Origin of the sequence: Pseudohalocynthiibacter aestuariivivens, from assembly GCF_018457175.1 — a bacterium.
GTDB classification, from domain to species: Bacteria; Pseudomonadota; Alphaproteobacteria; order Rhodobacterales; family Rhodobacteraceae; genus Pseudohalocynthiibacter; species Pseudohalocynthiibacter aestuariivivens.
Map to the genome: position 1 here is coordinate 203,361 of NZ_JAGFNU010000002.1, position 20,691 is coordinate 224,051.

Here is a 20,691-nt window from a genome sequence, read left to right on the forward strand (position 1 = left end):
GTAGAGAAACTGGTGCCACACACCAAATAATTCGGAGATCAGCAAAATGACAGAAGCACAATCCACGCGACGTGCAAGAGGTGGCGGCGCCGCGCGGCGCGCAGAACGCAGTGCAGTCAGTGTAGAAACGGCGAAATATATCGAACGCAACATTCCCAATCTGGAATTTCTAAACGAAGAAGCGTTGCAGATTATCGAGGAAAATGCCGAAACCGTTCTGGAAGAAATTGGCGTAAATTTTGTTGAATGCCCCGAGGCGCTGGAAATCTGGCGTGAAGCCGGTGCCGAAATTGATGGCGAACGCGTACGCATTCCGCGCGGTCTCTGCCGTGAGCTGATCAAAACCGCACCGTCCCACTACACACAACACGCGCGCAACCCAGCGCGCAATGTCGTTATTGGTGGTAAAAGTCTGGTCCTGGCACCGGTCTATGGCCCGCCATTTGTTCGGGATGCCGAGGGCGGCCGTCGATACGCAACGATTGATGATTTCAAGAAATTCGTGAAACTTGGCTATATGTCAAAATGGCTGCACCACTCTGGCGGTACGGTCTGCGAGCCGACCGACGTGCCGGTGAACAAACGCCACCTTGATATGTTGCACGCCCATATGACGCTTTCTGACAAGCCTTACATGGGATCTGTTACAGAGCCGTCCCGTGCTCAGGACTCGATCGAGATGAGCGAAATTTTGTTCGGCAAGGAATTTGTTGCCGATAATGCGGTCATGACCTCACTGATCAACATCAACTCACCGCTGACCTTTGACCCGATCATGGTCGGTGCGCTGGACGTGTACGCGCGGGCCGGGCAGGGCTGTATCATTTCGCCCTTTATCGTTGGTGGTGCGATGGCGCCTGTTTCGGTGATGGGGACTCTGACGCAGGTTCTGGCAGAAGTTCTGGCAGGCATCGCCTACAGCCAGTTGCTGCGCAAAGGTGCGCCGGTAATTTTCGGCTGCTTCGTAACATCGATTGACATGAACTCTGGTGCGCCAACATTTGGTACACCCGAAGCTTCACAAATCCTTTATGGGGCAGGGCAGTTGGCACGCCGCCTTAACCTTCCCTTCAGATCGGGTGGTGGTTTGTGTGGCTCAAAGCTTCCGGACGCTCAGGCCGCTTATGAAACTGCCCACACACATAATGCAGCCCTGCTTGGTGGCGTAAACTTCATGCTACACGCCTGCGGCTGGCTTGAAGGCGGTCTTGTGTCCTCGTTCGAAAAATTTGTTATGGATGCCGATCAGCTTGGTGTTCTTCATCACATCGCAAAGGGCGTGGATATTTCCGAAAACGGACAGGGAATGGATGCGATCCGCGAAGTTGGCCCAGGCGGACACTACCTTGGGTGTGCCCACACTCAAGCCAACTTCAAAGACGCCTTCTGGCGGTCAAACCTGCTGGACTACAGACCCTTTGAAACATGGGACGAAGATGGCGCCAAGGATACGCAGGCGCTTGCATCCGAACGGGTTGCCAGATTGCTGGCAGACTATCAGCAACCGGTGCTGGACCCTGCAATTTCTGAGGCACTGGATGCCTACGTCGCGACCAAAAAGGAATCTATGCCAGACGCGTTTTATTAATTTGCCTGCCGTTTGCCGAGCACCAAACTTGCTTCGGAAACCAGGGCAATCATAATATCGACATGACGGGTGATGCTGTAGTCGGCATCGCCCGTTTTTCTTTTTTCTTCCAGAATGTCCTCTTCTGAAAGGAGATTGCTGATTGCCGTTTCAGGCATTGGCAGGTTACGGCTTTTCAGGACTCGCCGCAGGTCACGCTCGCGCCGGTAGTCGGCTGATCCCAGTCGCGCTGCACGCATCAGCAACCCCGGGCGGCGGAGGGATTTTAAAATTTTCATCAGATCGCTCATCAGGTTTCTCCATCAAGTTCTGACGACAGGGTGACTCAGTTTTCTGGTGTGTTGCGCCTTTGGCGGATGCTCCGTTCGATGGTTTCAGTATTGTTTAGCTTTTAGAAACAATGCTTCTGAAATCTGGAAAATTTAACGTTGAGGCAAACAATTCAAATTTAGATTGTTGGTGTTCAATCCGCAGCCAAGAAAGGGACAGAAGTGGCGATGATGTTTGCAGACGGTTCAGGGTCCGGCGCGAAGGCACCATTGCCAAATTGGGTACCACAATCGGCGCAACGTTATCTTATGCACACCGAAAAGGGGCTTTCCATGCGCGCCGTTGCGCGAACAGCGGGATGCCATGCATCAACTGTTATGCGCCAGGTCAGGCAGCTTGAAAACCGGCGGGATGATCCGCTGATTGATGATGCCTTGCGCCGCCTTAGCCGGGAACATTTCCAGATCGCACCAGAGACGCAGAAAAAGGAAACGTCCAAAATGAATGCCGCTGTCAGACATACCAAAGGCTCGTCCGCAGAACCAAATATTGATCGCGAAGCGCGCCGTATCTTACGCAGGCTTGGGGAAACTGGTGCAGTTCTCGCGGTAGCACACGAACTTGATATGGCCGTCGTGGTCAGGAATTTGCCGAACGGGAAAAATACAAGAACGGCTGTCGTACAGCGCGAAATCGCAGAAGCGATGGCCCTGAAAGATTGGATCAAGTGCACGAAATCCGGAAAAATCGCACAATATGAAATAACCTCATCCGGGCGAGCAGCGTTAAAACGGTTGCTGAGCGCCAGCGATGCAACGCAACCTGGTTTCAACGATGCACAGGCTGTCTTCGCAGATCAGCACCGGATCTGGGATAAAAAGCAGGTTGCAGAGCGCGAGGACGGGACCAGTCGTCGATATCGCTATAACGCTGCGGAATCACCATTGGCCGGACTTGCACGACGAAAGAACAAAAACGGAGAGCCCTTTTTATCAGATGACCTTGTTGCCGCAGGCGAACGACTGCGAGAGGACTTTGAACTCGCTCATATGGGGCCTCGCGTTGCACAGAACTGGGAAAAGTTCCTGACCGCTGGAGTTCGGGGTGGTTTCAGAAATGACAACAATATCGCCGAAGGACCCTCGGCCGCACGAGAACGGGTATCCTTGGCACTAAAAGACCTTGGGCCGGGTCTTGGCGATGTTGTCCTGCGATGCTGTTGTTATCTTGAAGGAATGGAAGTCGCGGAAAAACGCTTGGGGTGGTCGGCCAGATCGGGGAAAATCGTCCTTCGTATCGCGCTGCAACGTCTGAAACGACACTATGATGAAACGCATGGGAAATACGGCCCGTTGATTGGTTGAAGCCAGTACATTGAAAAGCGACGCAGGGTTCTTACGGCGCTTTTCATTCCGCGTGGATCGTTTTTAGTCCAAGTGAGTACTAAGTGAAGGCGATGTTGCGGGAAAAACCAGTCTCTTGGCGACCTTCTCTGGCGCTCCCCGAAGAATTCCTTATATTGGCGACGAATAAGGGGACTATTTCATGCGCAACCTTAAAATCCCATCCGAACGACACCCGGAAAAGGCCCATAAGGCTGACAACGCTCCGCTTAAGAAACCAAGCTGGATTCGCGTCAGGGCACCCGGTGGGGCGGGGTATGCGGAAACCCATAAGATCATGCGTGATAATAAGCTGGTGACAGTTTGCGAAGAGGCCGGCTGCCCCAACGTTGGTGAATGCTGGAGCCAGGGCCACGCCACCATGATGATCATGGGCGAGGTTTGTACACGGGCCTGTACCTTCTGCAACATTGCAACAGGCAAACCACCCGAAGCTCTGGATGTTTTTGAGCCGGGCCGCGTTGCTGATGCTGTCAAGAAACTGGGACTGAACCATGTTGTGATCACCTCGGTCGACCGCGATGATGTTGAAGATGGCGGTGCCGAGCATTTCGCACGGACAATCCGCGCGGTGCGTCGTCAGTCCCCGAACACGACGATCGAGATTCTGACTCCCGATTTCATTCGGTGCGACCCGAGCGTACTAGAACTCGTCGTTGCGGCGAAGCCCGATGTTTTCAACCACAATCTTGAAACTGTTCCGGGGCTTTACCCCGAGGTTCGCCCCGGCGCCCGGTATTTCCATAGTTTGCGGCTCCTTCAGCGTGTGAAAGAGCTTGATCCATCAATGTTCACCAAATCCGGCATCATGGTTGGCCTTGGCGAAGACCGGCAAGCAGTGATTCAGGTGATGGAAGACATGCGCGCCGCTGACATTGATTTTCTGACGATCGGCCAGTACCTGCAACCTACTGTGAAACACCACCGTGTAGATCGCTTCGTCACACCGGATGAGTTCAAATCCTATGAAAAAGCGGCTTATGGCAAGGGTTTTTTAATGGTTTCTGCGACTCCGCTGACACGGTCAAGTTATCATGCAGGTGATGATTTTGCCCGGCTGCGCGAAGCCCGGCACAAGAAACTGAACGGTTAAGGGCGATATTTCGAAGGGTACTGCGGAAGCAACCCATCGGACCAACCGAACAGCAGTTCTGACCCCCAAATCAGCAAGCATATTACGATTATCGACAGAACCAGAATGACGCGCTTTTCACTTGGCGGTTTGCGCGCCCATTTTGCCATTCTAAGAAGATGTCGTGGGTTCACGAAAGTTTTCCTGTTTATTGGTCACAAAGCATAGGCGCGGCGGTCTGCAGCCCATTACTGTCAGAGCGATTCTTAACACGATTCCCTGTTTTCAGGAGTTAACACCTGAATCAGGTCAGGCCTGCTCTGCTTCCGTGAAGCGAACTTTGCCGATATGAGGTAAATTTCTGTTACGTTGCGCAAAATCAATTCCATAGCCAACAACAAATTCATCCGGAATTTCAAACCCGGTCCAGTCTGCTTTTACATCCACCTCGCGACGCGACGGTTTATCAAGCAGCGCAATGGTTTTCAGGCGATGAGGTTCTCTTGATTGCAAAAGGCCAATAACGTGCTTCAGGGTGAAGCCGGTATCAACGATATCTTCGACCAAAAGAACATCTCGCCCACCAATTTCGCCGCGCAAGTCCTTGAGAATGCGGACTTCACGGGAACTTTCTGTTCCGTCCCCATAAGACGAAGCCTCAAGAAAATCGACTTCGACAGGCAGGTCCAGTTCCCGAACGAGGTCAGCAATGAAAACGAAAGACCCACGCAGCAGTCCAACCACCACCAGCTTATCGGTACCCTGAAATTCTTCTTTGATTTCGCGGGCCAGCTCTTCTATTCGGGCCGCGATCGACTTGGCTGAGATCATTGTATCGATGACATATGGCCGCGTTGGCATGGTGTTCCCCTTGATTTTCCCGCCTCAGTCTACGAAATGACGGCGCTAAGTCACAAGAGAATTGGTTCAAAATGCCGACACATGGTGAAAAAAGGGTTCTGCCGTATCAGGCACAACAGATGTTTGATCTGGTTGCAGATGTTTCAAGCTACCCAAAGTTTTTACCCTGGTGCGCTGCGTCGCGCATTCGGTCGCGCAAGGAAGAGGACGTGACAGAAATACTGACCGCCGATCTGGTCATTTCCTTTAAGGTGTTTCGGGAACGATTTGGCAGCAGGGTCACTTTGAACCAGCCGGATATGCGCATTGATACCGAGTATCTGGATGGGCCGTTCAAATACCTCAGATCCTATTGGAAATTTTGCGATTTGCCCAAGGGCGGATGCGAAGTTGAATTCTTTGTCGATTTTGAATTCAAAAACCTGATTTTGCAAAAGCTGATCGGTGTCGTTTTCAATGAAGCGATGAACCGGATTGTTTGCGCTTTTGAGCAGCGCGCAGAGCAACTTTATAAATGAAGTAGATCCTTGCATTGGCAAAAACTCGATTTAGGGGAGCTTAAGGTCGGAACTCATTAATCCGGAATCTTGGCCGTGTCCGGTTTGAACCCAAGGCAGTCATCCAGATACTCTAGCAATTCGAGGTTTTGGCTCTGCCTCGGGGCATTTCTTGGTGGCGGATGCAGGTCTAGTAGCTGGGACGAACCGGATGGTATGTAGCGGCCAGTTACTCCAACACCTTGAAGGCAAACATCCGTGAGATCATCGCGCCGCCATGAAAAAGCGTTTCGTAGCGATTGTCGTCCAGTGCAGCCACTGTGAAGCAATTCACGCGTTCTCCGGTCGATTCACCCCACTTGGTCAATTCATAGCAAAGTACGTTGTCGGTGATTTCCCAGGTCCCTGTATCAAAGCAATCGCCATCTGTGCTGCCGACTCTCAAACAAACTGATCCGCTATCATTCCAATTCCAGAGTCCATATTCCGCATGTTCAGCCTGCCATATGCCTCCAAGCGCCAGTTTTTTTAGCGCTTCACCATCAAGTTCCTGCGCCAGTGCGGGGTGCATGACACCAGATACGACCGTTACGAACAGCACCAAAACTACGGACCAACAAATCTTTCCAACCGCAAAGAACGCCATTCTCTTGTTTCCTTCCTTTAGCCTATTGTTTCTCGCCGCCTGTTTCCCAGAGTGTTAGTGGCGGCAAATCACACAATCTCAAGACTGTCGCTGAACGTATGATGTTGGAGTGTAGTCCAATACTAAGCCAGAGTCAGCTTCGTCCCGCACACCGGACCATCGATCTATTTTGGTTTATCGTGTCTCAACCCTACGACATAATATCGTAAGCCCGTTCGCCGTGCACCTCGAGGTCGAGCCCATTCACCTCTGTCTCATGATCCACCCGAATAGGTGTAATCAGACCGACCAGTTTGATCAGAACCACCGTAACAACCACTGTGAACGCACCGACAACTGCCAAACCACCCAGTTGCGCCGCCCAGCTGCCTGCGCCAAACACCGCAATCATGATCGTCCCGAATATTCCCCCGATACCGTGGACTGCGAAAACATCTAGTGTATCGTCGATCATCAGTTTGTTGCGGATCACTGTAACCGCTTCCTGACACAGAATGCCCGCAATGCCGCCGATCACCAGAGCTTCAACCGGGCCTATAAATCCGGATGCAGGGGTGATCGAGGCTAGCCCGGCTATCGTTCCCGTCACAATGCCAACCAGTGAGGCTTTGCCGTATTTGATCTTTTCCCACAGCGCCCAGGTTAACGAGGCTGTTGCAGCCGAAATATGCGTCACGGTCAGCGCCATTGCAGCGCCACCATCGGCGGCAAGTTGTGAGCCACCGTTAAAGCCGAACCAGCCAACCCAAAGCATCGCGGCCCCGATCATCACAAAGCCCGGGTTGTGTGGCGGGGTTGTCCGGTGACGGCGCGGCCCCAGGAACACCGCAACAAGGAGTGCGGCAATGCCTGCTGTTTCATGGACGACAATACCGCCAGCAAAATCCTTCACTCCGACTTCGCCAAAGATGCCACCGTCTGACAGCATGCCACCACCCCAGATCCAATGCACAACCGGCGCATAGCACAGAAGCATCCAGAGACCTGAAAACAGCAGAACAAATCCAAACCCGATGCGTTCAACATAGGCTCCAACGATGAGCGCTGGAGTGATGATGGCAAAGGTCATCTGAAAGACAAAGAACAGGACCTCGGGCAGGGTGCCCGTCAGGCTGTCTGCAGTGACACCCGCCAGAAACATCTTTCCAAGACCGCCCCAATAGGGTGAACCGGAGTCTCCAAAGGCGATGGAGTAGCCTGCAACCAGCCAGAGAATGCTCATCAAACAGGCGATGGCATAACATTGCATGAAAACGCTCAGCACATTTCGCGCGCGAACCAAACCGCCATAAAACAGCGCAAGCCCCGGCAAAGTCATAAAAAGAACCAGTGCTGTGGCCACGATAATCCAGGCGGTGTCCGCTCCGTTCATTTTAGTCTCCGTTCCCAATTTGGTTTTGAGTAGCGGTCAGACAGGGTTCACGGTGCAAAGAAAAGCATCACTGCTCTGAAACGCGCATAAAATGAAGGCAGTTTTGAAAGTGATCAAATTTTAGGCGGCCTGAAAGGACAATGCATATAGAATGAGCAATGTCAGGATGCTGCTTTGAGGAAAATATTAAGTGCATGTGCGACGGCGGCTAAGCGTACATTTTTGCGCCCCAAGGCACCGAATTCCACAGTTTCAGCAAAGGTTTCAGCACTGGATTTTGCCAAACCGAAGCAAACTCGCCCTTCTGGTTTGAAATCGCTTCCGCCGGGGCCCGCAATCCCGGTCACCGACACGGCAATATCGGCGGCGGAATTTTGTAGCGCACCTTCTGCCATTTCAAACGCAACCTGTTCGGAAACGGCACCAAAGGCTTCAAGGGTTTCCGTCCGGACACCAAGCATTTCAACTTTCGCTTCATTCGTATACGTCACAAACCCGCGGTCAAAAATATCGGAGGACCCGGCAACTTCAGTGATCGCGCCGGAAAGCAAACCGCCCGTGCAGCTTTCCGCTGTCGAAACCTTCAGATTAGCCGCACGGCATTTAGCCAAGAGTGTTTCAGCGTCGTTCATAATCCCAGCACCCCATGTGTTAAGCCTGCAGCCAGCGTAACCACCAGTGCCGCCAATACACCGGCGATTATATCATCCAGCATCACACCCAAAGCCGTGCTTTTCCGATCAGCCCAGCCCACCGGGCCGGGCTTCCAGATGTCAAACAGTCGGAAGGCCAAGAATGCCGTTATGATACCGGGGTAAAGCGCCAGCATGTCGCCACCCGCGTGAACCGCACCGAACGAAACGGGCAATAGTGCAATCCATTGGCCCGCTACTTCATCAATCACGATTTCCGATGGATCATGGTCTTCTTTACCGCGTGTCGCATTTGCAGTTGCCCACCAGCCAATGAAAAAAACCAGCAGTGTCGCGATCACCAGGGCCGGAAAGCCGCCCAGCAGATGAATGAGATATGCGACAGGAAGGGCAGCAGCAGATCCCCAGGTTCCCGGGGCAGGGCGTAACAAACCTACGCCAAAGAAAGTTGCAATAACCCGGCTCATCTGCGCACCAACGTCACGCTCGCCATGGATGCGATACCCTCTTTTCGCCCGGTAAACCCAAGGCGTTCCGAGGTGGTCGCTTTCACGCTTATCCGGCCGACTTCGAGCCCCATGATACGCGCCATGGTTTCGCGCATCGCAACGGTATGCGGTCCAATTTTTGGATACTCACAAATCATTGTGCAGTCCGTATTCGATATTTCGAAACCGTGTTCTTTCGCCCGATCAACAGCATGGCGTAAAAAGATATCACTGGCAGCCCCTTTCCATTGCGGATCAGAAGGCGGGAAGTGCTGGCCAATATCGCCTTCAGCCAAAGCACCGTAAATTGCGTCTGTCACTGCGTGCATTCCAACATCAGCGTCTGAGTGGCCTTGCAGACCTCGTTCGTGCGGAACTGAAACTCCGCAAAGCACAACATGGTCACCGGGGCCAAAGCGATGCACGTCAAACCCGTTACCAACCCGTATATCCATCTTCGTTCCCAGTATTTTTTCCGCCCGCTTAAAATCATCAGAATGGGTGAGTTTCAGGTTTTCCTCGTCACCTTCAACAAGCGCAACATCAAGCCCATAGGCAAGGGCAACCTCAACGTCATCTGCAGCGCCGCCTTTATGTTCAGAATGGGCCGCACGAATTGCAGAGAGCTGAAAACCCTGTGGCGTCTGCGCGCGATACAACCCATCGCGTGGTTCCGTCTTTGTAATACGTTCAGCGTCTGCCCGCCATAAAGCATCGGTCACGGCCAGTGCAGGTGCAGCCCCGTCTGATGTTTCGAGCGCATCCAATACTCTGTTAATAATACCTTCGGAAACCAAGGGACGGGCACCATCGTGAATAAGCACCTTATCGCAGGTGGCCGAGACGGCTTCCAAACCCGCCTGAACCGAGGCATCACGTGTTTCCCCGCCGTTTACCAACCTTACCAGAGGGCGCGAAGGCAGCGTAACAGTTGCATCCAGATGCGTCATATCCTCTGGATTGATCACCAGAATAATTTCACTGATAGCAGGTGATGCGACAAAGGCATTGATCGTGCGGCTCAGCACGGTTTGCCCTGCAAGAAGCTGATATTGCTTTGGAATATCCCCGCCTGCACGTGATCCGCGCCCTGCTGCTACAATGATGGCCGCTGTCGACATGTACTCTCCGCTTTTCTGCTTCTTGTCTAAGGTTTTCGGAAAGAGGTGACAATGGCGGCATTTCACTGCATATATGCTCAATTTTTAGGCATATATGAAATGAGCGCTCTAAAAATCAGCAGATTTATTGCCCACTTATCGGTAACTGGATAAAACCCCGCTGTGCACAAGGATTAAGCAATTGCCACTTCAAATGGCCAAACTCGATTTTGCCCCCCCTGTATTCCTCGCGCCTCTGGCTGGAATTACTGATCTTCCGTTCCGCAATCTTGTTTCAGGTTTCGGCGCGGGATTGGTGGTGAGTGAAATGGTTGCGAGCCATGAAATCATGCAGGCAAAACCCGGCGCCCGCGAGAAAGCCGAACTCGGTTTTGGTGTCGAAAACACCGCTGTGCAAATTGCAGGGCGTGAAGCGCGCTGGATGACCGAAGCTGCAAAGCTAATAGAAGGAAACGGTGCGCGGCTAATAGACATAAACATGGGATGCCCGGCAAAGAAAGTCGTTAACGGCTACTCTGGCTCTGCCTTAATGCGCGACCTCGACCACGCCCTGCATTTGATCGACGCTGTCGTTGCAGCCGTGAACATCCCGGTGACACTTAAAACCCGTCTTGGCTGGGATGAGACGCTTATCAATGCACCCGAACTGGCCCGACGGGCAGAAGCGGCAGGCATTCAGATGATAACAATACATGGCCGTACCCGCTGCCAGTTCTTCAAAGGGCGCGCCGATTGGGCAGCAATTCGTACTGTGAAAGACTCAGTGAAGATTCCTGTGGTCGCAAACGGCGATATCGATTCACCTGAAACAGCCGCTGAAGCCCTTCGGTTGTCAGGTGCTGACGGTGTCATGATCGGGCGTGGTGCTCAGGGCGCGCCATGGCGGCTGGCAGAAGTCGCAGCGGCGTTGTTTGGAGCACCGGCACCAAAGGTTCCAACCGGTTCAGATTTCGCCGAGATGGTATGCAACCACTATGACGCAATGATCAGTTTCTATGGTGAAAAGCTCGGAAACCGCGTCGCGCGCAAGCATTTGGGTTGGTACATGGATGGGGTGAATGTGGAATCAGGCATCCGAAAAGCTGTTTTAACCGAGAAAGACCCCGCAAAAGTGCTCCGGTTGCTTCCGGATGCGCTTTTAGCCACACAACGGGAAATGGTTGCATGAGCGGTATTGGTGGCGCTTTATGGTCGTCTTTACCTGTGCCTGCTTTGTTGCTGGACGAAAACAACACAATATCGGAAAGCAACACCGCGGCAGAAAACTTTCTGAACTTGTCTCAGCGTGCTCTTCTAGGAGGGCCCGTCTGGGACAAGCTAAGGGTCGATGCCCCGCTGGAAGAAGCGCTAGCGCGCGTGCGGCGTGATCAATCCCCCCTCTTTATCAATGACGTGGATGTCGGAAGCGGAGCACGGATACCGGTGCAGTGCCAGATTCAGATTGCACCCCTCATTGATCGTCCGACACAGATATTAGTGCTGATCTCACCTCACGAAATCGCTGGCCGTCTGGGGCGTAAACATTCGGTAACGACGGCTGCCAAATCCGCAATTGGCATGGCCGAAATGCTGGCACATGAAATTAAAAATCCGCTTGCTGGTATCACAGGCGCCGCTCAGCTTTTATCGATGAACCTGTCGAACGAAGATCAGGAACTCACAGATCTGATCGTCGGAGAAAGCCGACGTATTGTGAAGCTGCTTGAACAGGTTGAACAGTTTGGCAATCTGCTGCCACCGGACCGGAAACCTGTAAATATACACGATGTGCTCGACAGGGCGCGCCGCTCAGCTTTGGTCGGGTTTGCGCCTTGCATGACCATAATTGAAGACTACGATCCGTCCCTGCCACAAACATTGTGCGACTCGGATCAGCTGTTGCAGGTTTTCTTGAATCTTCTGAAAAATGCAACGCAGGCCGCAGGAAGTGCGGGCGGTACGATACGCATCCGGACGTATTATGACCAGGCGCTTCGGCTTCGGCGCAAAGACGGGAACAGTATGCAATTGCCACTTCAGGTGGAAATAATTGATGATGGACCCGGACTACCGCCCGAAATTGCCGCTGAAATTTTTGAACCCTTCGTGTCAGGGCGTGAAAACGGCACGGGGCTGGGCCTTGCTCTGGTCAGCAAAATAATTGCTGATCATGATGGCTGGATAGCAGTCGAAAGCGCACCAGGGCGCACCTCTTTTCGTGTCTCACTCCCCATCGCACCCCCTAAAACCGAGGAAAGCTAATGGACGGAACAGTTCTGATCGCCGATGACGACCGTACAATTCGCACGGTTCTGACGCAGGCCTTAACCCGCGCCGGATGCAGGGTGCATGCAACCTCTGCCCTAACGACATTGATGCGTTGGGTGACAGAAGGGATAGGCGATCTGGTAATCTCAGATGTCGTTATGCCAGATGGGAACGGGCTAGAAATGTTGCCCCGAATATCAGAATTGCGCCCGGGCTTGCCTGTTATCGTCATATCCGCGCAGAACACGATCATGACGGCAATTCAGGCCGCCGAGGCAGAGGCGTATGATTATCTTCCGAAACCCTTTGATCTGCCAGATTTGATGAAGCGCGCAGCACGGGCACTTGACCAGAAACGTTTTGCGCCCTCGACCCGCGTGGATGAAGAGGTCACGCCCGAAGATGACTTGCCTCTCGTTGGAAGAAGCCCGCAAATGCAAGAGCTGTACAGGCTTGTTGCGCGCGTCATGAACACCGACATTCCCGTGTTAATTTCCGGAGAGAGTGGAAGTGGGAAATCACTCATCGCGCGCGCGATCCACGATTTCGGCGATCGGCGTGCTTTGCCATTTGTCGTTGCGGATTTACAGGAGCTGGACAGCAGTGACGGGCCATCAGAAATTCTGGCTGGGGTGCGCGGTGGTTCACTGTTGTTCGAAGAGGTTGGCGATCTAAGCACGAGTGCACAGGCCCGCGTTGTCAGAATGTTGGACAGCCTTCCGAACAATGCGCCGCGTGTCATGGCGACAAGCCAGACAAACCTCGAGCAAAAACTCAAAGACGGAGAATTTCGACAGGATCTTTTCTACAGGCTTGGCGGGGTGACTATTTCTGTCCCGCCGTTGCGCAAGCGTGTCGAAGATATTCCGCTTCTGACAGAGCATTTTTTAACACGTGCAGAACGGGACGGGGCCACGTTGCGTTCCATGTCCGATTCCGCCATGACACTGGTGCGGCGCTACAACTGGCCGGGCAACGTGCGCCAATTGGAAAATACGGTCCGCCGGCTTGCGCTCACCGGGGGCGTGGAAGAGATATCCCTCGACGAAGTCGAGGCCGTCCTTGATACCCAACCCATTTCAGAGCCCGTTATCGGATCAAACGAGAAAGACCTTTTGTCCGCATCCGTGCATCGCCACCTCAGGCGTTACTTCGATCTTCACGGAGGAGCACTGCCTCCGGCAGGCCTTTACCAGCGAATCCTAAAAGAAATCGAACAGCCTCTAATCGAGATCGCACTCGACGCAACGGCCGGAAATCAGGCAAGATGTGCCGATCTTTTGGGAATTAACCGAAATACTTTGCGAAAGAAGATCACAGAGCTGGATATTCGCGTGACACGCCGCAGAAAGTTGATGTAAAACAGCAACAATAGAGTGACCAAAGGGCGTCAGTCCAAATTCAAGGTTACCATATCTGGCGGTCCGTCGCTTTTGCGACACAATAAGATGAGGTCGGCACGTGCCGAACCCGGCGAAACGAACAGCATTCGATCGGATCAGCCGCCTGCGGCGCCAAAAGCGCGTTCAGAATATGGCGACCATTGGTTTGGTCCTTCTCGGCCCTACACTGGCGCTAACAACATTCCTTGTCTTGGGTCCGTTTGACAGCAGCGCGTCTGCCATAAGCCTCAGACTGATACTTCTCGCAGATTTGGTCTATGTGCTTGTGGTCGCGGCACTGGTTTTGCAAAAAGTGGCACGTATGGTCGCGGCACGCAGGGCGCGCTCTGCCGGGTCAAGGTTGCACCTTCGACTAACGGGTGTTTTTGCACTTATTGCGCTTGTCCCAACCGTCCTTGTCGCAATCTTTGCCGGACTAACGCTGAATGTCGGGCTTGAAGGCTGGTTTTCAGATCGCGTCAGGCAGGTTGTCAGCAACTCTCTTTCTGCAGCAGAAGCTTATGAAAACGAACATCGACGCGACCTGATGCGTGACGCCGAAGGTTTAGCGTCATACCTGAACCTCGCACGCCAAGCGTCGTTTTCATTGCCCGACGGGGAGCTTCGCAAGATCCTCACGCAGGGACAGGCGTTGGTGCAACGTGGATTGCGTGAGGCCTATGTCATAGACGGTACAGCGGAAATACGGGCAAGAGGGGAACGTTCGTATCTTTTTGATTTCGAGCGCCCAACTGATGAAGAGATAGAGCGGGCGAATAGTGGCGAAGTCGTCATTATTGAAGACTGGGACAACAATGAGTTTCGTGCTCTTGTAACACTAACAGGTTTTAGCAACCGTATTCTCTACGTGTCCCGTACTGTGGACGGTAACATTCTTAACCTGCTGGACGACACGCAGGAAACTGTGTTGCTGTATCATCAGCTGGAACGGGAACGAGGCCGATTGTTGTTTGAATTTGGCCTGCTTTATCTGGGATTTGCAGTCATCCTTATTCTTGCCGCCATCTGGCTTGGCATGTGGTTTGCTGAAAGGCTGTCGCGACCCGTCGGCAGGCTTGCTGCTGCCGCGCAGCAGGTCGGTTCCGGTGACCTGAATGTCCGCGTAATTGAAGAAGATGGCGATGATGAAATTGCCATGTTGGGCCGTCTTTTCAACCAGATGACGCAACAGTTGAAGGGGCAACGTGACACTTTGCTGGAAAACAACCGCCAGATTGAGCGGCGGCGGCGTCTGTTTGATTCCGTTCTTTCATCCGTAACCGCTGGTGTGATCGGGCTTGACGCAAACGGGCAGGTCGATTTTGTGAACCGGTCCGCAGGCCGGTTGCTTGATCTGCCGGAACACCCCTTGCACCAGAACATTTCACTGTCCGCTCCGGAATTCGGACCGCTTTTTGATCGACTTGCAAACGGTAAACTTGAAAGTGCGCAAGAAGAGATCAAGCTTACGCGGAAAGGTAAACTTGAAGATTTGCTGGTGCGAATGTCTACGCGGCGCAATGCTAAAGGTGAACTTGAAGGCTTTGTTGTTGCCTTTGACGACGTTACGAACCTTGTATCTGCGCAGCGAATGGCCGCCTGGGGCGACGTTGCACGAAGAATTGCACATGAAATCAAGAACCCGCTTACCCCGATCCAGCTCTCCGCTGAAAGGTTGAAGCGTAAATTCAGCCCATTGGTCGGCGACGAAGCCGCAAATCTGGAACAATACACAGACGTCATAGTTCGTCAGACAAATGACCTTCGGCGTATTGTGGATGAATTCTCTAAATTCGCCCGTATGCCAGAACCGGACCGGGGGATTCATGATTTGAACAAACTGCTGCAAGGTGCCGTTTTGTTGCAGGAAAACGCGATGCCCGATGTAAAGATTCTTTCAGAGATTCCAAAGGGAAAATTACGCACGGAAATAGATGCGACGATGATATCTCAGGCGCTTACAAACCTGATAAAGAACGCAGGTGAAGCGACAGAAACACTGCGGGAAAAAGGCGCACCAGATGACTACCAACCTGAAATCAGGGTTGTGATGTCTGTTACGGACCAAAACGTCGAAATCAAGGTATCAGATAACGGAATTGGCTTGCCCGAAGATCGGGCTAAGTTGTTCGAACCCTATGTAACAACGCGCGAAAAAGGAACCGGCCTTGGCCTGCCGATTGTGCGCAAGATAATTGAGGAACATGGCGGCTCGCTCGCCCTGGAAGATGCAGATGTGTTTGAAGGCAATGCGCACAAAGGTGCGTGCGCAATTGTTCACCTGCCAAATATTGTACGTCAGGACACCTCGGGTGACCTGTTTGAAAAGACTGTGTGAGGTACCAAAAATGAGCGACATACTAATCATCGACGATGAACGCGACATCCGAGAATTGGTGTCGGATATTTTAAAGGACGAAGGCTATACCACGCGGCTTGCAGCAAATTCGGACGAATGCATGGCGCAAATCAATGCCGAACCTCCTGCGCTTATGATCCTGGATATTTGGCTTAAAGACAGTCAGATGGATGGGATAGATATTCTCAAGAAAGTAAAGCGCGACAATCCAGAAGTCCCGGTGGTTATCATTTCTGGACACGGTAATATTGAAATTGCGGTCGCTGCGATAAAACAAGGCGCCTATGACTTCATTGAAAAACCTTTCAACATTGATCAGCTGATGGTCGTGATCGTGCGCGCGATGGAGGCATCACGTCTACGGCGTGAAAATACAGAGCTTCGCCGAAAGGATGATCAGGTCGCTGAGATGATAGGCTCCAGTTCAGCGTTCAAGACGCTAAAATCACAACTGGATAAAGTCACAAAATCAAATGGTCGCGTCATGCTAACCGGTCCTGCCGGGGCGGGAAAGGAAGTTGCAGCTAGATATATTCACCAAAACTCCAACAGGGTGTCGAACCCATTTATTACCGTCAGTTCCGCCTCAATCGCGCCGGAACGGATGGAAGAGGTCCTGTTTGGTCGGGAGAATACCGAGCAGGGCATTGAACCCGGTCTTTTGGAACAGGCGAATGGCGGAATTTTGTTCTTTGACGAGGTGGCGGATATGCCGTCGGGAACACAATCAAAAATTCTGCGCGTATTGGTAGACCAGCAGTTCCAGAGGGTTGGTGGCGCGTCAAAAGTTCATGTTGATATTCGCGTTATTTCCAGCACTAACAAAGACTTGGAGCGCGAAATCGAAATCGGGAATTTCAGACAGGAGCTGTTTCACAGATTGAACGTTGTTCCGATCTCTGTTCCTTCGCTTGAGGAACGAAGAGAAGATATTCCGGAACTCGCCCAGTATTTTGTTGAATCCTTCAATAAATCGCAGGGTTTGCCGCTTAGGGAACTGTCTGATGAAGCGCAGGCGCTTCTCCAAACCATGCTTTGGCCCGGAAATGTACGGCAATTAAAAAACGTTGTGGAAAGAGTCCTTATTTTAGGCTCTGACAGCGGCCCGATTGAAGCACGTGAACTCCCACAACAAGATGACGAAAGCGGTGAAGAGGGACGCGTCGTGCTTTCTGGCTCGCTCGCGACCCTACCTCTTCGCGAGGCGCGAGAGCTTTTTGAGCGCGAATATCTGATGACCCAGATAAATCGCTTCGGTGGAAATATTAGCCGCACAGCGAGTTTCGTGGGAATGGAACGTTCTGCACTGCACCGGAAGCTAAAATCACTGAACGTGGTGACATCAAACAAAGCCGGAGCCAGGGTTGCACATGTTGAGGACGATGTTGAAGAAACGCTCTGATTGACCATAGCAGATGAAACTGCCATGCATGGGCTCAATCTCCCGAAGAGGTCGTGAGCGATGAAAGTCATTATCTGTGGGGCGGGACAGGTCGGCTGGCAAATTGCCCGACACCTGTCAGGGGAAAAGAACGACGTCACAGTCGTTGACAACAACCCCGAACTTGTCCGCCGTGCAACCGATACACTAGATGTACAGGGCATCGCTGGCTTTGCCTCGTATCCTGATATTCTTGCTCGCGCAGGGGCTGCTGATGCGGATATGATAATTGCGGCGACCTATTCTGATGAGGTGAATATGGTCACCTGTCAGGTCGCACACTCGGTCTTTGCTATTCCACGAAAAATCGCACGCCTTCGCAGCCAGTCTTACCTTGATGCGATCTACTCTGACCTCTATCGGCGCGACCACATGCCGATCGATGTGGTGATCAGCCCGGAGCGCGAGGTTGCAGCAGCCGCGCTTCAACGGCTGGCAGCACCGACTGCGTTTGACACACAGAGCTTCCTTGAAGGAAAATCACAACTCCTTGGCATCTTGCTGGAAGAAGATTGCCCGGTACTGACAACACCCCTACGCCAGTTAACGGATCTTTTCTCGACGCTGAGCGCCATTGTCGTGGGTGTACGAAGAAAGGGGTCCCTTTTTGCACCCGAACCGGGTGATCAGCTGTTTGCTGGTGATGAAATATACGTTTTCACCCATACGAAAGACATGAATAGAACTCTTGAAGTCTTTGGTAAAAAAACAAAAAAACAAGAACGTGTCGTGATCATCGGCGGTGGGAATGTCGGGCTGGCAGTTGCGCAGGCGCTCGAAAAAAACACCTCGCGCGTTCGGGCCAAGGTAATTGAAAAAAGCCGTGCATGCGCAGAGCGCGCAGCAGACCAACTGGAACGCACGATTGTGTTAAATGGGGATGGTATGAGCACCGTCTTGCTTGCTGAAGCAAATATCGATCGTGCAGATGCTGTGCTTGCCGTGACCGATGACGATAAGACCAATATGCTTGCAGCTGTGCGTGCAAAAGCGGCGGGCTGCCCGATGTCGATCTGCCTGATCAACGATCCGACACTCGTTCCGTTAATGACGCCGCTAAAGATTGATGCCTACATCAACCCGCGTTCTACAACAGTAAGCTCTATCTTGCGGCACATTCGCCATGGCCGCGTCCGAGAAATTTACTCGATCGGAGATGCGGAAGCAGAGGTGATAGAAGCACAGGTTCTATCGACATCGCCAATTTCGGGCCAGACAATCAGGGATATCGACTTTCCCGAAGGTGTCCTTGTTGGGGCCGTGATTAAAAACGGAGAGGTTATCAGACCTGTTGGTGGCACCCGCATTGAAGAGGGTGATGTTATCGCGATATTTGCAATGGCTGCCGATGTTCCAGAGGTAGAGCGCCTGTTGCAGGTATCAATCGATTTCTTCTGAACCATGATTCAGCGCATCCTGTCCCTGCCATTTATTGTGATCCTCATGGGAATAGGGGCGCTCGCTATGCTTGGGCCTGCTGTTTTTGGTTATTTCTCGCGTGATCTACACGATGCTCGCGTATTTCTTTATGGAAGCATCCTGTTTTTTACGCTGACCACATTGATCGGCGTTGCCTCAATGGACAGCCGAAAACACTCTGCGGCGCGTAGCCATCTGTTAGCGATGCTGGGCGCATACGTGCTACTTCCTGTTGTTCTGGCTGTTCCATTCTATGAAGCAGTTGAAAACACAAGTTTTACAAATGCTTACTTTGAAATGGTTTCAAGCCTGACAACAACTGGTGCGACATTGTTTGATGACCCAAACAGGCTTTCGCAGACCGAACATTTGTGGCGCGCTATTGTTGGTTGGATGGGTGGCTTTTTTATTTGGGTAACGGCGATCGCCATTCTGGCACCGATGAATTTGGGCGGTTTTGAAGTCACGGCCACGGGTCGCGTCGGCCATTCAGCCACGGATTTCGTACAAATATCTGACCGGACCGACGCCTCGCGCAGGCTAAGCCGCTCTGCCGCACAATTGTTGCCAATCTATCTGGGGCTGACACTTGCACTTTGGATTTTCCTGATCGTTGCAGGCGACAGCGCTTTTATTGCTTTATGCCATTCTATGTCGACCCTTTCGACAAGCGGGATCTCACCGGTTGGCGGTTTAGCGGGCGGTAACGCAGGTTTGTCTGGCGAATTTCTGGTTTTCATCTTTCTTTTCTTTGCGATTTCGCGTTTGACCTATGCGCCGGAAACGCAGTCAAACTCGCTCAAACTACTTGTCTCTGATCCTGAATTCAGGATGGGTCTTTTTTGTGTTTTGGTGATCCCCGCTTTTTTGTTTTTACGCCACTGGGTCGGGGCCTATGAAATTGATGAGGAAGAAAACATTCTCGGTGCCGTCAGCGCGCTTTGGGGCGGCATTTTCACGGTGTTATCATTTCTAACGACCACAGGCTTTGAATCCAGCGATTGGGATGCAGCACGCGGGTGGTCCGGGCTAAATACGCCTGGCCTGATTTTCGTCGGGTTGTCGATCATTGGCGGCGGGGTGGCAACAACAGCGGGCGGTGTAAAGCTATTGCGCGTATATGCGCTTTACATGCATGGAGCACGCGAACTGGAAAGGCTGGTTCATCCATCCTCTGTTGGCGGATCCGGTCATTCGGCGCGCCACATCAGGCGACAAGGCGCTTATATGGCATGGATATTTTTCATGCTTTTCGCCCTGTCGATAGCTGTTATTACAGCAGCGCTGGCGCTGAATGGATTGTCGTTTGAGAGTTCAATCGTTCTGACTGTTGCCTCTCTTTCGACCACAGGCCCATTGGCCGGAATCGCAGCGGAAACACCGTTAACCTTTGCGGAACTGAACGATATCGGCAAATTGATCACGGGTTCGGCAATGGTTCTGGGGCGCCTTGAAACACTGGCTTTTATAGCGCTTTTAAACCCCGATTTTTGGCGGACTTGACTCCCAATTTCTGAAAGCTATGTAACAGATTGTTTTTTGGGCTGGAATCTCTGGCTGAGGCGTTCCATACTCAATTATTAACTAATATGGCCTGCCGCCGAGGGGCAGAACGACAGAAAAAGGGCGAGAAGACCAATGGCTGCCGATAAACAAAATTTACAAGATGCGTTTTTAAACCACGTTCGTAAGACAAAAGTTCCAGTTACAATTTTCCTGATTAACGGCGTCAAGCTGCAAGGTGTTATCACTTGGTTTGACAATTTTTGCGTCCTGCTGCGCCGCGATGGTCAGTCTCAACTCGTTTACAAACACGCCATTTCAACGATCATGCCATCGACGCCGATTAGCCTTTATGATGGCGAAGAATAA

19 protein-coding genes are annotated in these 20,691 nt (G+C 52.2%); 12 read left to right on the forward strand and 7 right to left on the reverse strand.

Annotation, left to right across the window (positions count from 1 at the left end; translation table 11 throughout):
- Nucleotides 1–46 precede the first annotated feature (46 nt).
- Nucleotides 47–1,588, forward strand: a complete 1,542-nt coding sequence (locus J4E70_RS04910) for a trimethylamine methyltransferase family protein (protein ID WP_213887972.1) — start codon at nucleotides 47–49, stop codon at nucleotides 1,586–1,588.
- Here the strand turns inward: J4E70_RS04910 and J4E70_RS04915 are convergent.
- Entirely contained in the window at nucleotides 1,585–1,878 is a 294-nt protein-coding gene (locus J4E70_RS04915) for a DUF6477 family protein (protein WP_213887973.1), read from the reverse strand. The genes J4E70_RS04910 and J4E70_RS04915 overlap by 4 nt on opposite strands.
- Before the next feature lie 207 nt (nucleotides 1,879–2,085).
- Between J4E70_RS04915 and J4E70_RS04920 the strand changes: the two genes are divergently transcribed.
- Nucleotides 2,086–3,222, forward strand: coding sequence for a DUF6456 domain-containing protein (locus J4E70_RS04920; RefSeq protein WP_213888151.1), 1,137 nt, complete (start codon nucleotides 2,086–2,088; stop codon nucleotides 3,220–3,222).
- Between the two features lie 181 nt (nucleotides 3,223–3,403).
- Nucleotides 3,404–4,354: a lipoyl synthase gene (gene lipA, locus J4E70_RS04925; protein ID WP_213887974.1), complete on the forward strand. Its 951-nt coding sequence runs from the start codon at nucleotides 3,404–3,406 to the stop codon at nucleotides 4,352–4,354.
- Between the two features lie 288 nt (nucleotides 4,355–4,642).
- Here lipA and hpt read toward each other — a convergent pair whose 3' ends face one another.
- Complete coding sequence (hpt, locus tag J4E70_RS04930) at nucleotides 4,643–5,194, reverse strand: hypoxanthine phosphoribosyltransferase (RefSeq protein ID WP_213887975.1); 552 nt, start codon at nucleotides 5,192–5,194, stop codon at nucleotides 4,643–4,645.
- A 71-nt stretch (nucleotides 5,195–5,265) separates the two neighbouring features.
- On the opposite strand from hpt, the gene J4E70_RS04935 reads away from it, so the two are divergent.
- Entirely contained in the window at nucleotides 5,266–5,712 is a 447-nt protein-coding gene (locus tag J4E70_RS04935; RefSeq protein WP_213887976.1) for a type II toxin-antitoxin system RatA family toxin, read from the forward strand.
- A gap of 208 nt (nucleotides 5,713–5,920) precedes the next feature.
- Here J4E70_RS04935 and J4E70_RS04940 read toward each other — a convergent pair whose 3' ends face one another.
- The 5 genes from J4E70_RS04940 to J4E70_RS04960 form a co-directional block, all read right to left on the reverse strand.
- On the reverse strand, nucleotides 5,921–6,337 hold the full coding sequence (locus J4E70_RS04940) for a hypothetical protein (RefSeq protein ID WP_213887977.1): 417 nt from the start codon (nucleotides 6,335–6,337) through the stop codon (nucleotides 5,921–5,923).
- A 190-nt stretch (nucleotides 6,338–6,527) separates the two neighbouring features.
- On the reverse strand, nucleotides 6,528–7,709 hold the full coding sequence (locus tag J4E70_RS04945) for an ammonium transporter (protein ID WP_213887978.1): 1,182 nt from the start codon (nucleotides 7,707–7,709) through the stop codon (nucleotides 6,528–6,530).
- 161 nt (nucleotides 7,710–7,870) lie between these two features.
- Nucleotides 7,871–8,341, reverse strand: coding sequence for a CinA family protein (locus J4E70_RS04950; RefSeq protein WP_213887979.1), 471 nt, complete (start codon nucleotides 8,339–8,341; stop codon nucleotides 7,871–7,873).
- Entirely contained in the window at nucleotides 8,338–8,829 is a 492-nt protein-coding gene (locus J4E70_RS04955; RefSeq protein ID WP_213887980.1) for a phosphatidylglycerophosphatase A family protein, read from the reverse strand. The genes J4E70_RS04950 and J4E70_RS04955 overlap by 4 nt, the downstream gene beginning before the upstream one ends.
- Nucleotides 8,826–9,971 carry a bifunctional 2-C-methyl-D-erythritol 4-phosphate cytidylyltransferase/2-C-methyl-D-erythritol 2,4-cyclodiphosphate synthase gene (locus tag J4E70_RS04960; RefSeq protein WP_213887981.1) on the reverse strand — a complete coding sequence of 382 codons (1,146 nt, stop codon included), beginning with the start codon at nucleotides 9,969–9,971 and terminating at the stop codon, nucleotides 8,826–8,828. The genes J4E70_RS04955 and J4E70_RS04960 overlap by 4 nt, the downstream gene beginning before the upstream one ends.
- A 193-nt stretch (nucleotides 9,972–10,164) precedes the next feature.
- Between J4E70_RS04960 and dusB the strand changes: the two genes are divergently transcribed.
- The 8 genes from dusB to hfq all read left to right on the forward strand — a co-directional run bounded on the left by dusB (nucleotide 10,165) and on the right by hfq (nucleotide 20,691).
- Nucleotides 10,165–11,139, forward strand: coding sequence for a tRNA dihydrouridine synthase DusB (gene dusB, locus J4E70_RS04965; RefSeq protein ID WP_213888152.1), 975 nt, complete (start codon nucleotides 10,165–10,167; stop codon nucleotides 11,137–11,139).
- Entirely contained in the window at nucleotides 11,136–12,212 is a 1,077-nt protein-coding gene (locus tag J4E70_RS04970) for a two-component system sensor histidine kinase NtrB (RefSeq protein WP_213887982.1), read from the forward strand. The genes dusB and J4E70_RS04970 overlap by 4 nt, the downstream gene beginning before the upstream one ends.
- Nucleotides 12,212–13,579 carry a response regulator gene (locus J4E70_RS04975; protein WP_213887983.1) on the forward strand — a complete coding sequence of 456 codons (1,368 nt, stop codon included), beginning with the start codon at nucleotides 12,212–12,214 and terminating at the stop codon, nucleotides 13,577–13,579. The genes J4E70_RS04970 and J4E70_RS04975 overlap by 1 nt, the downstream gene beginning before the upstream one ends.
- A 172-nt stretch (nucleotides 13,580–13,751) precedes the next feature.
- The gene (locus J4E70_RS04980) at nucleotides 13,752–15,938 is read left to right on the forward strand and encodes a sensor histidine kinase NtrY-like (protein WP_213887984.1); all 2,187 of its coding nucleotides are present in this window, start codon (nucleotides 13,752–13,754) and stop codon (nucleotides 15,936–15,938) included.
- A 10-nt stretch (nucleotides 15,939–15,948) separates the two neighbouring features.
- Nucleotides 15,949–17,361: a nitrogen assimilation response regulator NtrX gene (gene ntrX, locus J4E70_RS04985; protein WP_213887985.1), complete on the forward strand. Its 1,413-nt coding sequence runs from the start codon at nucleotides 15,949–15,951 to the stop codon at nucleotides 17,359–17,361.
- A gap of 60 nt (nucleotides 17,362–17,421) precedes the next feature.
- Complete coding sequence (trkA, locus tag J4E70_RS04990) at nucleotides 17,422–18,798, forward strand: Trk system potassium transporter TrkA (protein ID WP_213887986.1); 1,377 nt, start codon at nucleotides 17,422–17,424, stop codon at nucleotides 18,796–18,798.
- 3 nt (nucleotides 18,799–18,801) lie between these two features.
- Nucleotides 18,802–20,322, forward strand: a complete 1,521-nt coding sequence (locus J4E70_RS04995) for a TrkH family potassium uptake protein (protein ID WP_213887987.1) — start codon at nucleotides 18,802–18,804, stop codon at nucleotides 20,320–20,322.
- 135 nt (nucleotides 20,323–20,457) lie between these two features.
- Nucleotides 20,458–20,691 carry an RNA chaperone Hfq gene (hfq, locus tag J4E70_RS05000; protein WP_213887988.1) on the forward strand — a complete coding sequence of 78 codons (234 nt, stop codon included), beginning with the start codon at nucleotides 20,458–20,460 and terminating at the stop codon, nucleotides 20,689–20,691.

What these genes read in the sequence shown, in the direction of transcription:
- J4E70_RS04910 (WP_213887972.1), top strand. Translation starts at nt 47, where the DNA reads ATGACAGAAGCACAATCCACGCGACGTGCAAGAGGTGGCGGCGCCGCG.
- J4E70_RS04915 (WP_213887973.1), bottom strand. Translation starts at nt 1,878, where the DNA reads ATGAGCGATCTGATGAAAATTTTAAAATCCCTCCGCCGCCCGGGGTTG.
- J4E70_RS04920 (WP_213888151.1), top strand. Translation starts at nt 2,086, where the DNA reads ATGATGTTTGCAGACGGTTCAGGGTCCGGCGCGAAGGCACCATTGCCA.
- lipA (WP_213887974.1), top strand. Translation starts at nt 3,404, where the DNA reads ATGCGCAACCTTAAAATCCCATCCGAACGACACCCGGAAAAGGCCCAT.
- hpt (WP_213887975.1), bottom strand. Translation starts at nt 5,194, where the DNA reads ATGCCAACGCGGCCATATGTCATCGATACAATGATCTCAGCCAAGTCG.
- J4E70_RS04935 (WP_213887976.1), top strand. Translation starts at nt 5,266, where the DNA reads ATGCCGACACATGGTGAAAAAAGGGTTCTGCCGTATCAGGCACAACAG.
- J4E70_RS04940 (WP_213887977.1), bottom strand. Translation starts at nt 6,337, where the DNA reads ATGGCGTTCTTTGCGGTTGGAAAGATTTGTTGGTCCGTAGTTTTGGTG.
- J4E70_RS04945 (WP_213887978.1), bottom strand. Translation starts at nt 7,709, where the DNA reads ATGAACGGAGCGGACACCGCCTGGATTATCGTGGCCACAGCACTGGTT.
- J4E70_RS04950 (WP_213887979.1), bottom strand. Translation starts at nt 8,341, where the DNA reads ATGAACGACGCTGAAACACTCTTGGCTAAATGCCGTGCGGCTAATCTG.
- J4E70_RS04955 (WP_213887980.1), bottom strand. Translation starts at nt 8,829, where the DNA reads ATGAGCCGGGTTATTGCAACTTTCTTTGGCGTAGGTTTGTTACGCCCT.
- J4E70_RS04960 (WP_213887981.1), bottom strand. Translation starts at nt 9,971, where the DNA reads ATGTCGACAGCGGCCATCATTGTAGCAGCAGGGCGCGGATCACGTGCA.
- dusB (WP_213888152.1), top strand. Translation starts at nt 10,165, where the DNA reads ATGGCCAAACTCGATTTTGCCCCCCCTGTATTCCTCGCGCCTCTGGCT.
- J4E70_RS04970 (WP_213887982.1), top strand. Translation starts at nt 11,136, where the DNA reads ATGAGCGGTATTGGTGGCGCTTTATGGTCGTCTTTACCTGTGCCTGCT.
- J4E70_RS04975 (WP_213887983.1), top strand. Translation starts at nt 12,212, where the DNA reads ATGGACGGAACAGTTCTGATCGCCGATGACGACCGTACAATTCGCACG.
- J4E70_RS04980 (WP_213887984.1), top strand. Translation starts at nt 13,752, where the DNA reads ATGGCGACCATTGGTTTGGTCCTTCTCGGCCCTACACTGGCGCTAACA.
- ntrX (WP_213887985.1), top strand. Translation starts at nt 15,949, where the DNA reads ATGAGCGACATACTAATCATCGACGATGAACGCGACATCCGAGAATTG.
- trkA (WP_213887986.1), top strand. Translation starts at nt 17,422, where the DNA reads ATGAAAGTCATTATCTGTGGGGCGGGACAGGTCGGCTGGCAAATTGCC.
- J4E70_RS04995 (WP_213887987.1), top strand. Translation starts at nt 18,802, where the DNA reads ATGATTCAGCGCATCCTGTCCCTGCCATTTATTGTGATCCTCATGGGA.
- hfq (WP_213887988.1), top strand. Translation starts at nt 20,458, where the DNA reads ATGGCTGCCGATAAACAAAATTTACAAGATGCGTTTTTAAACCACGTT.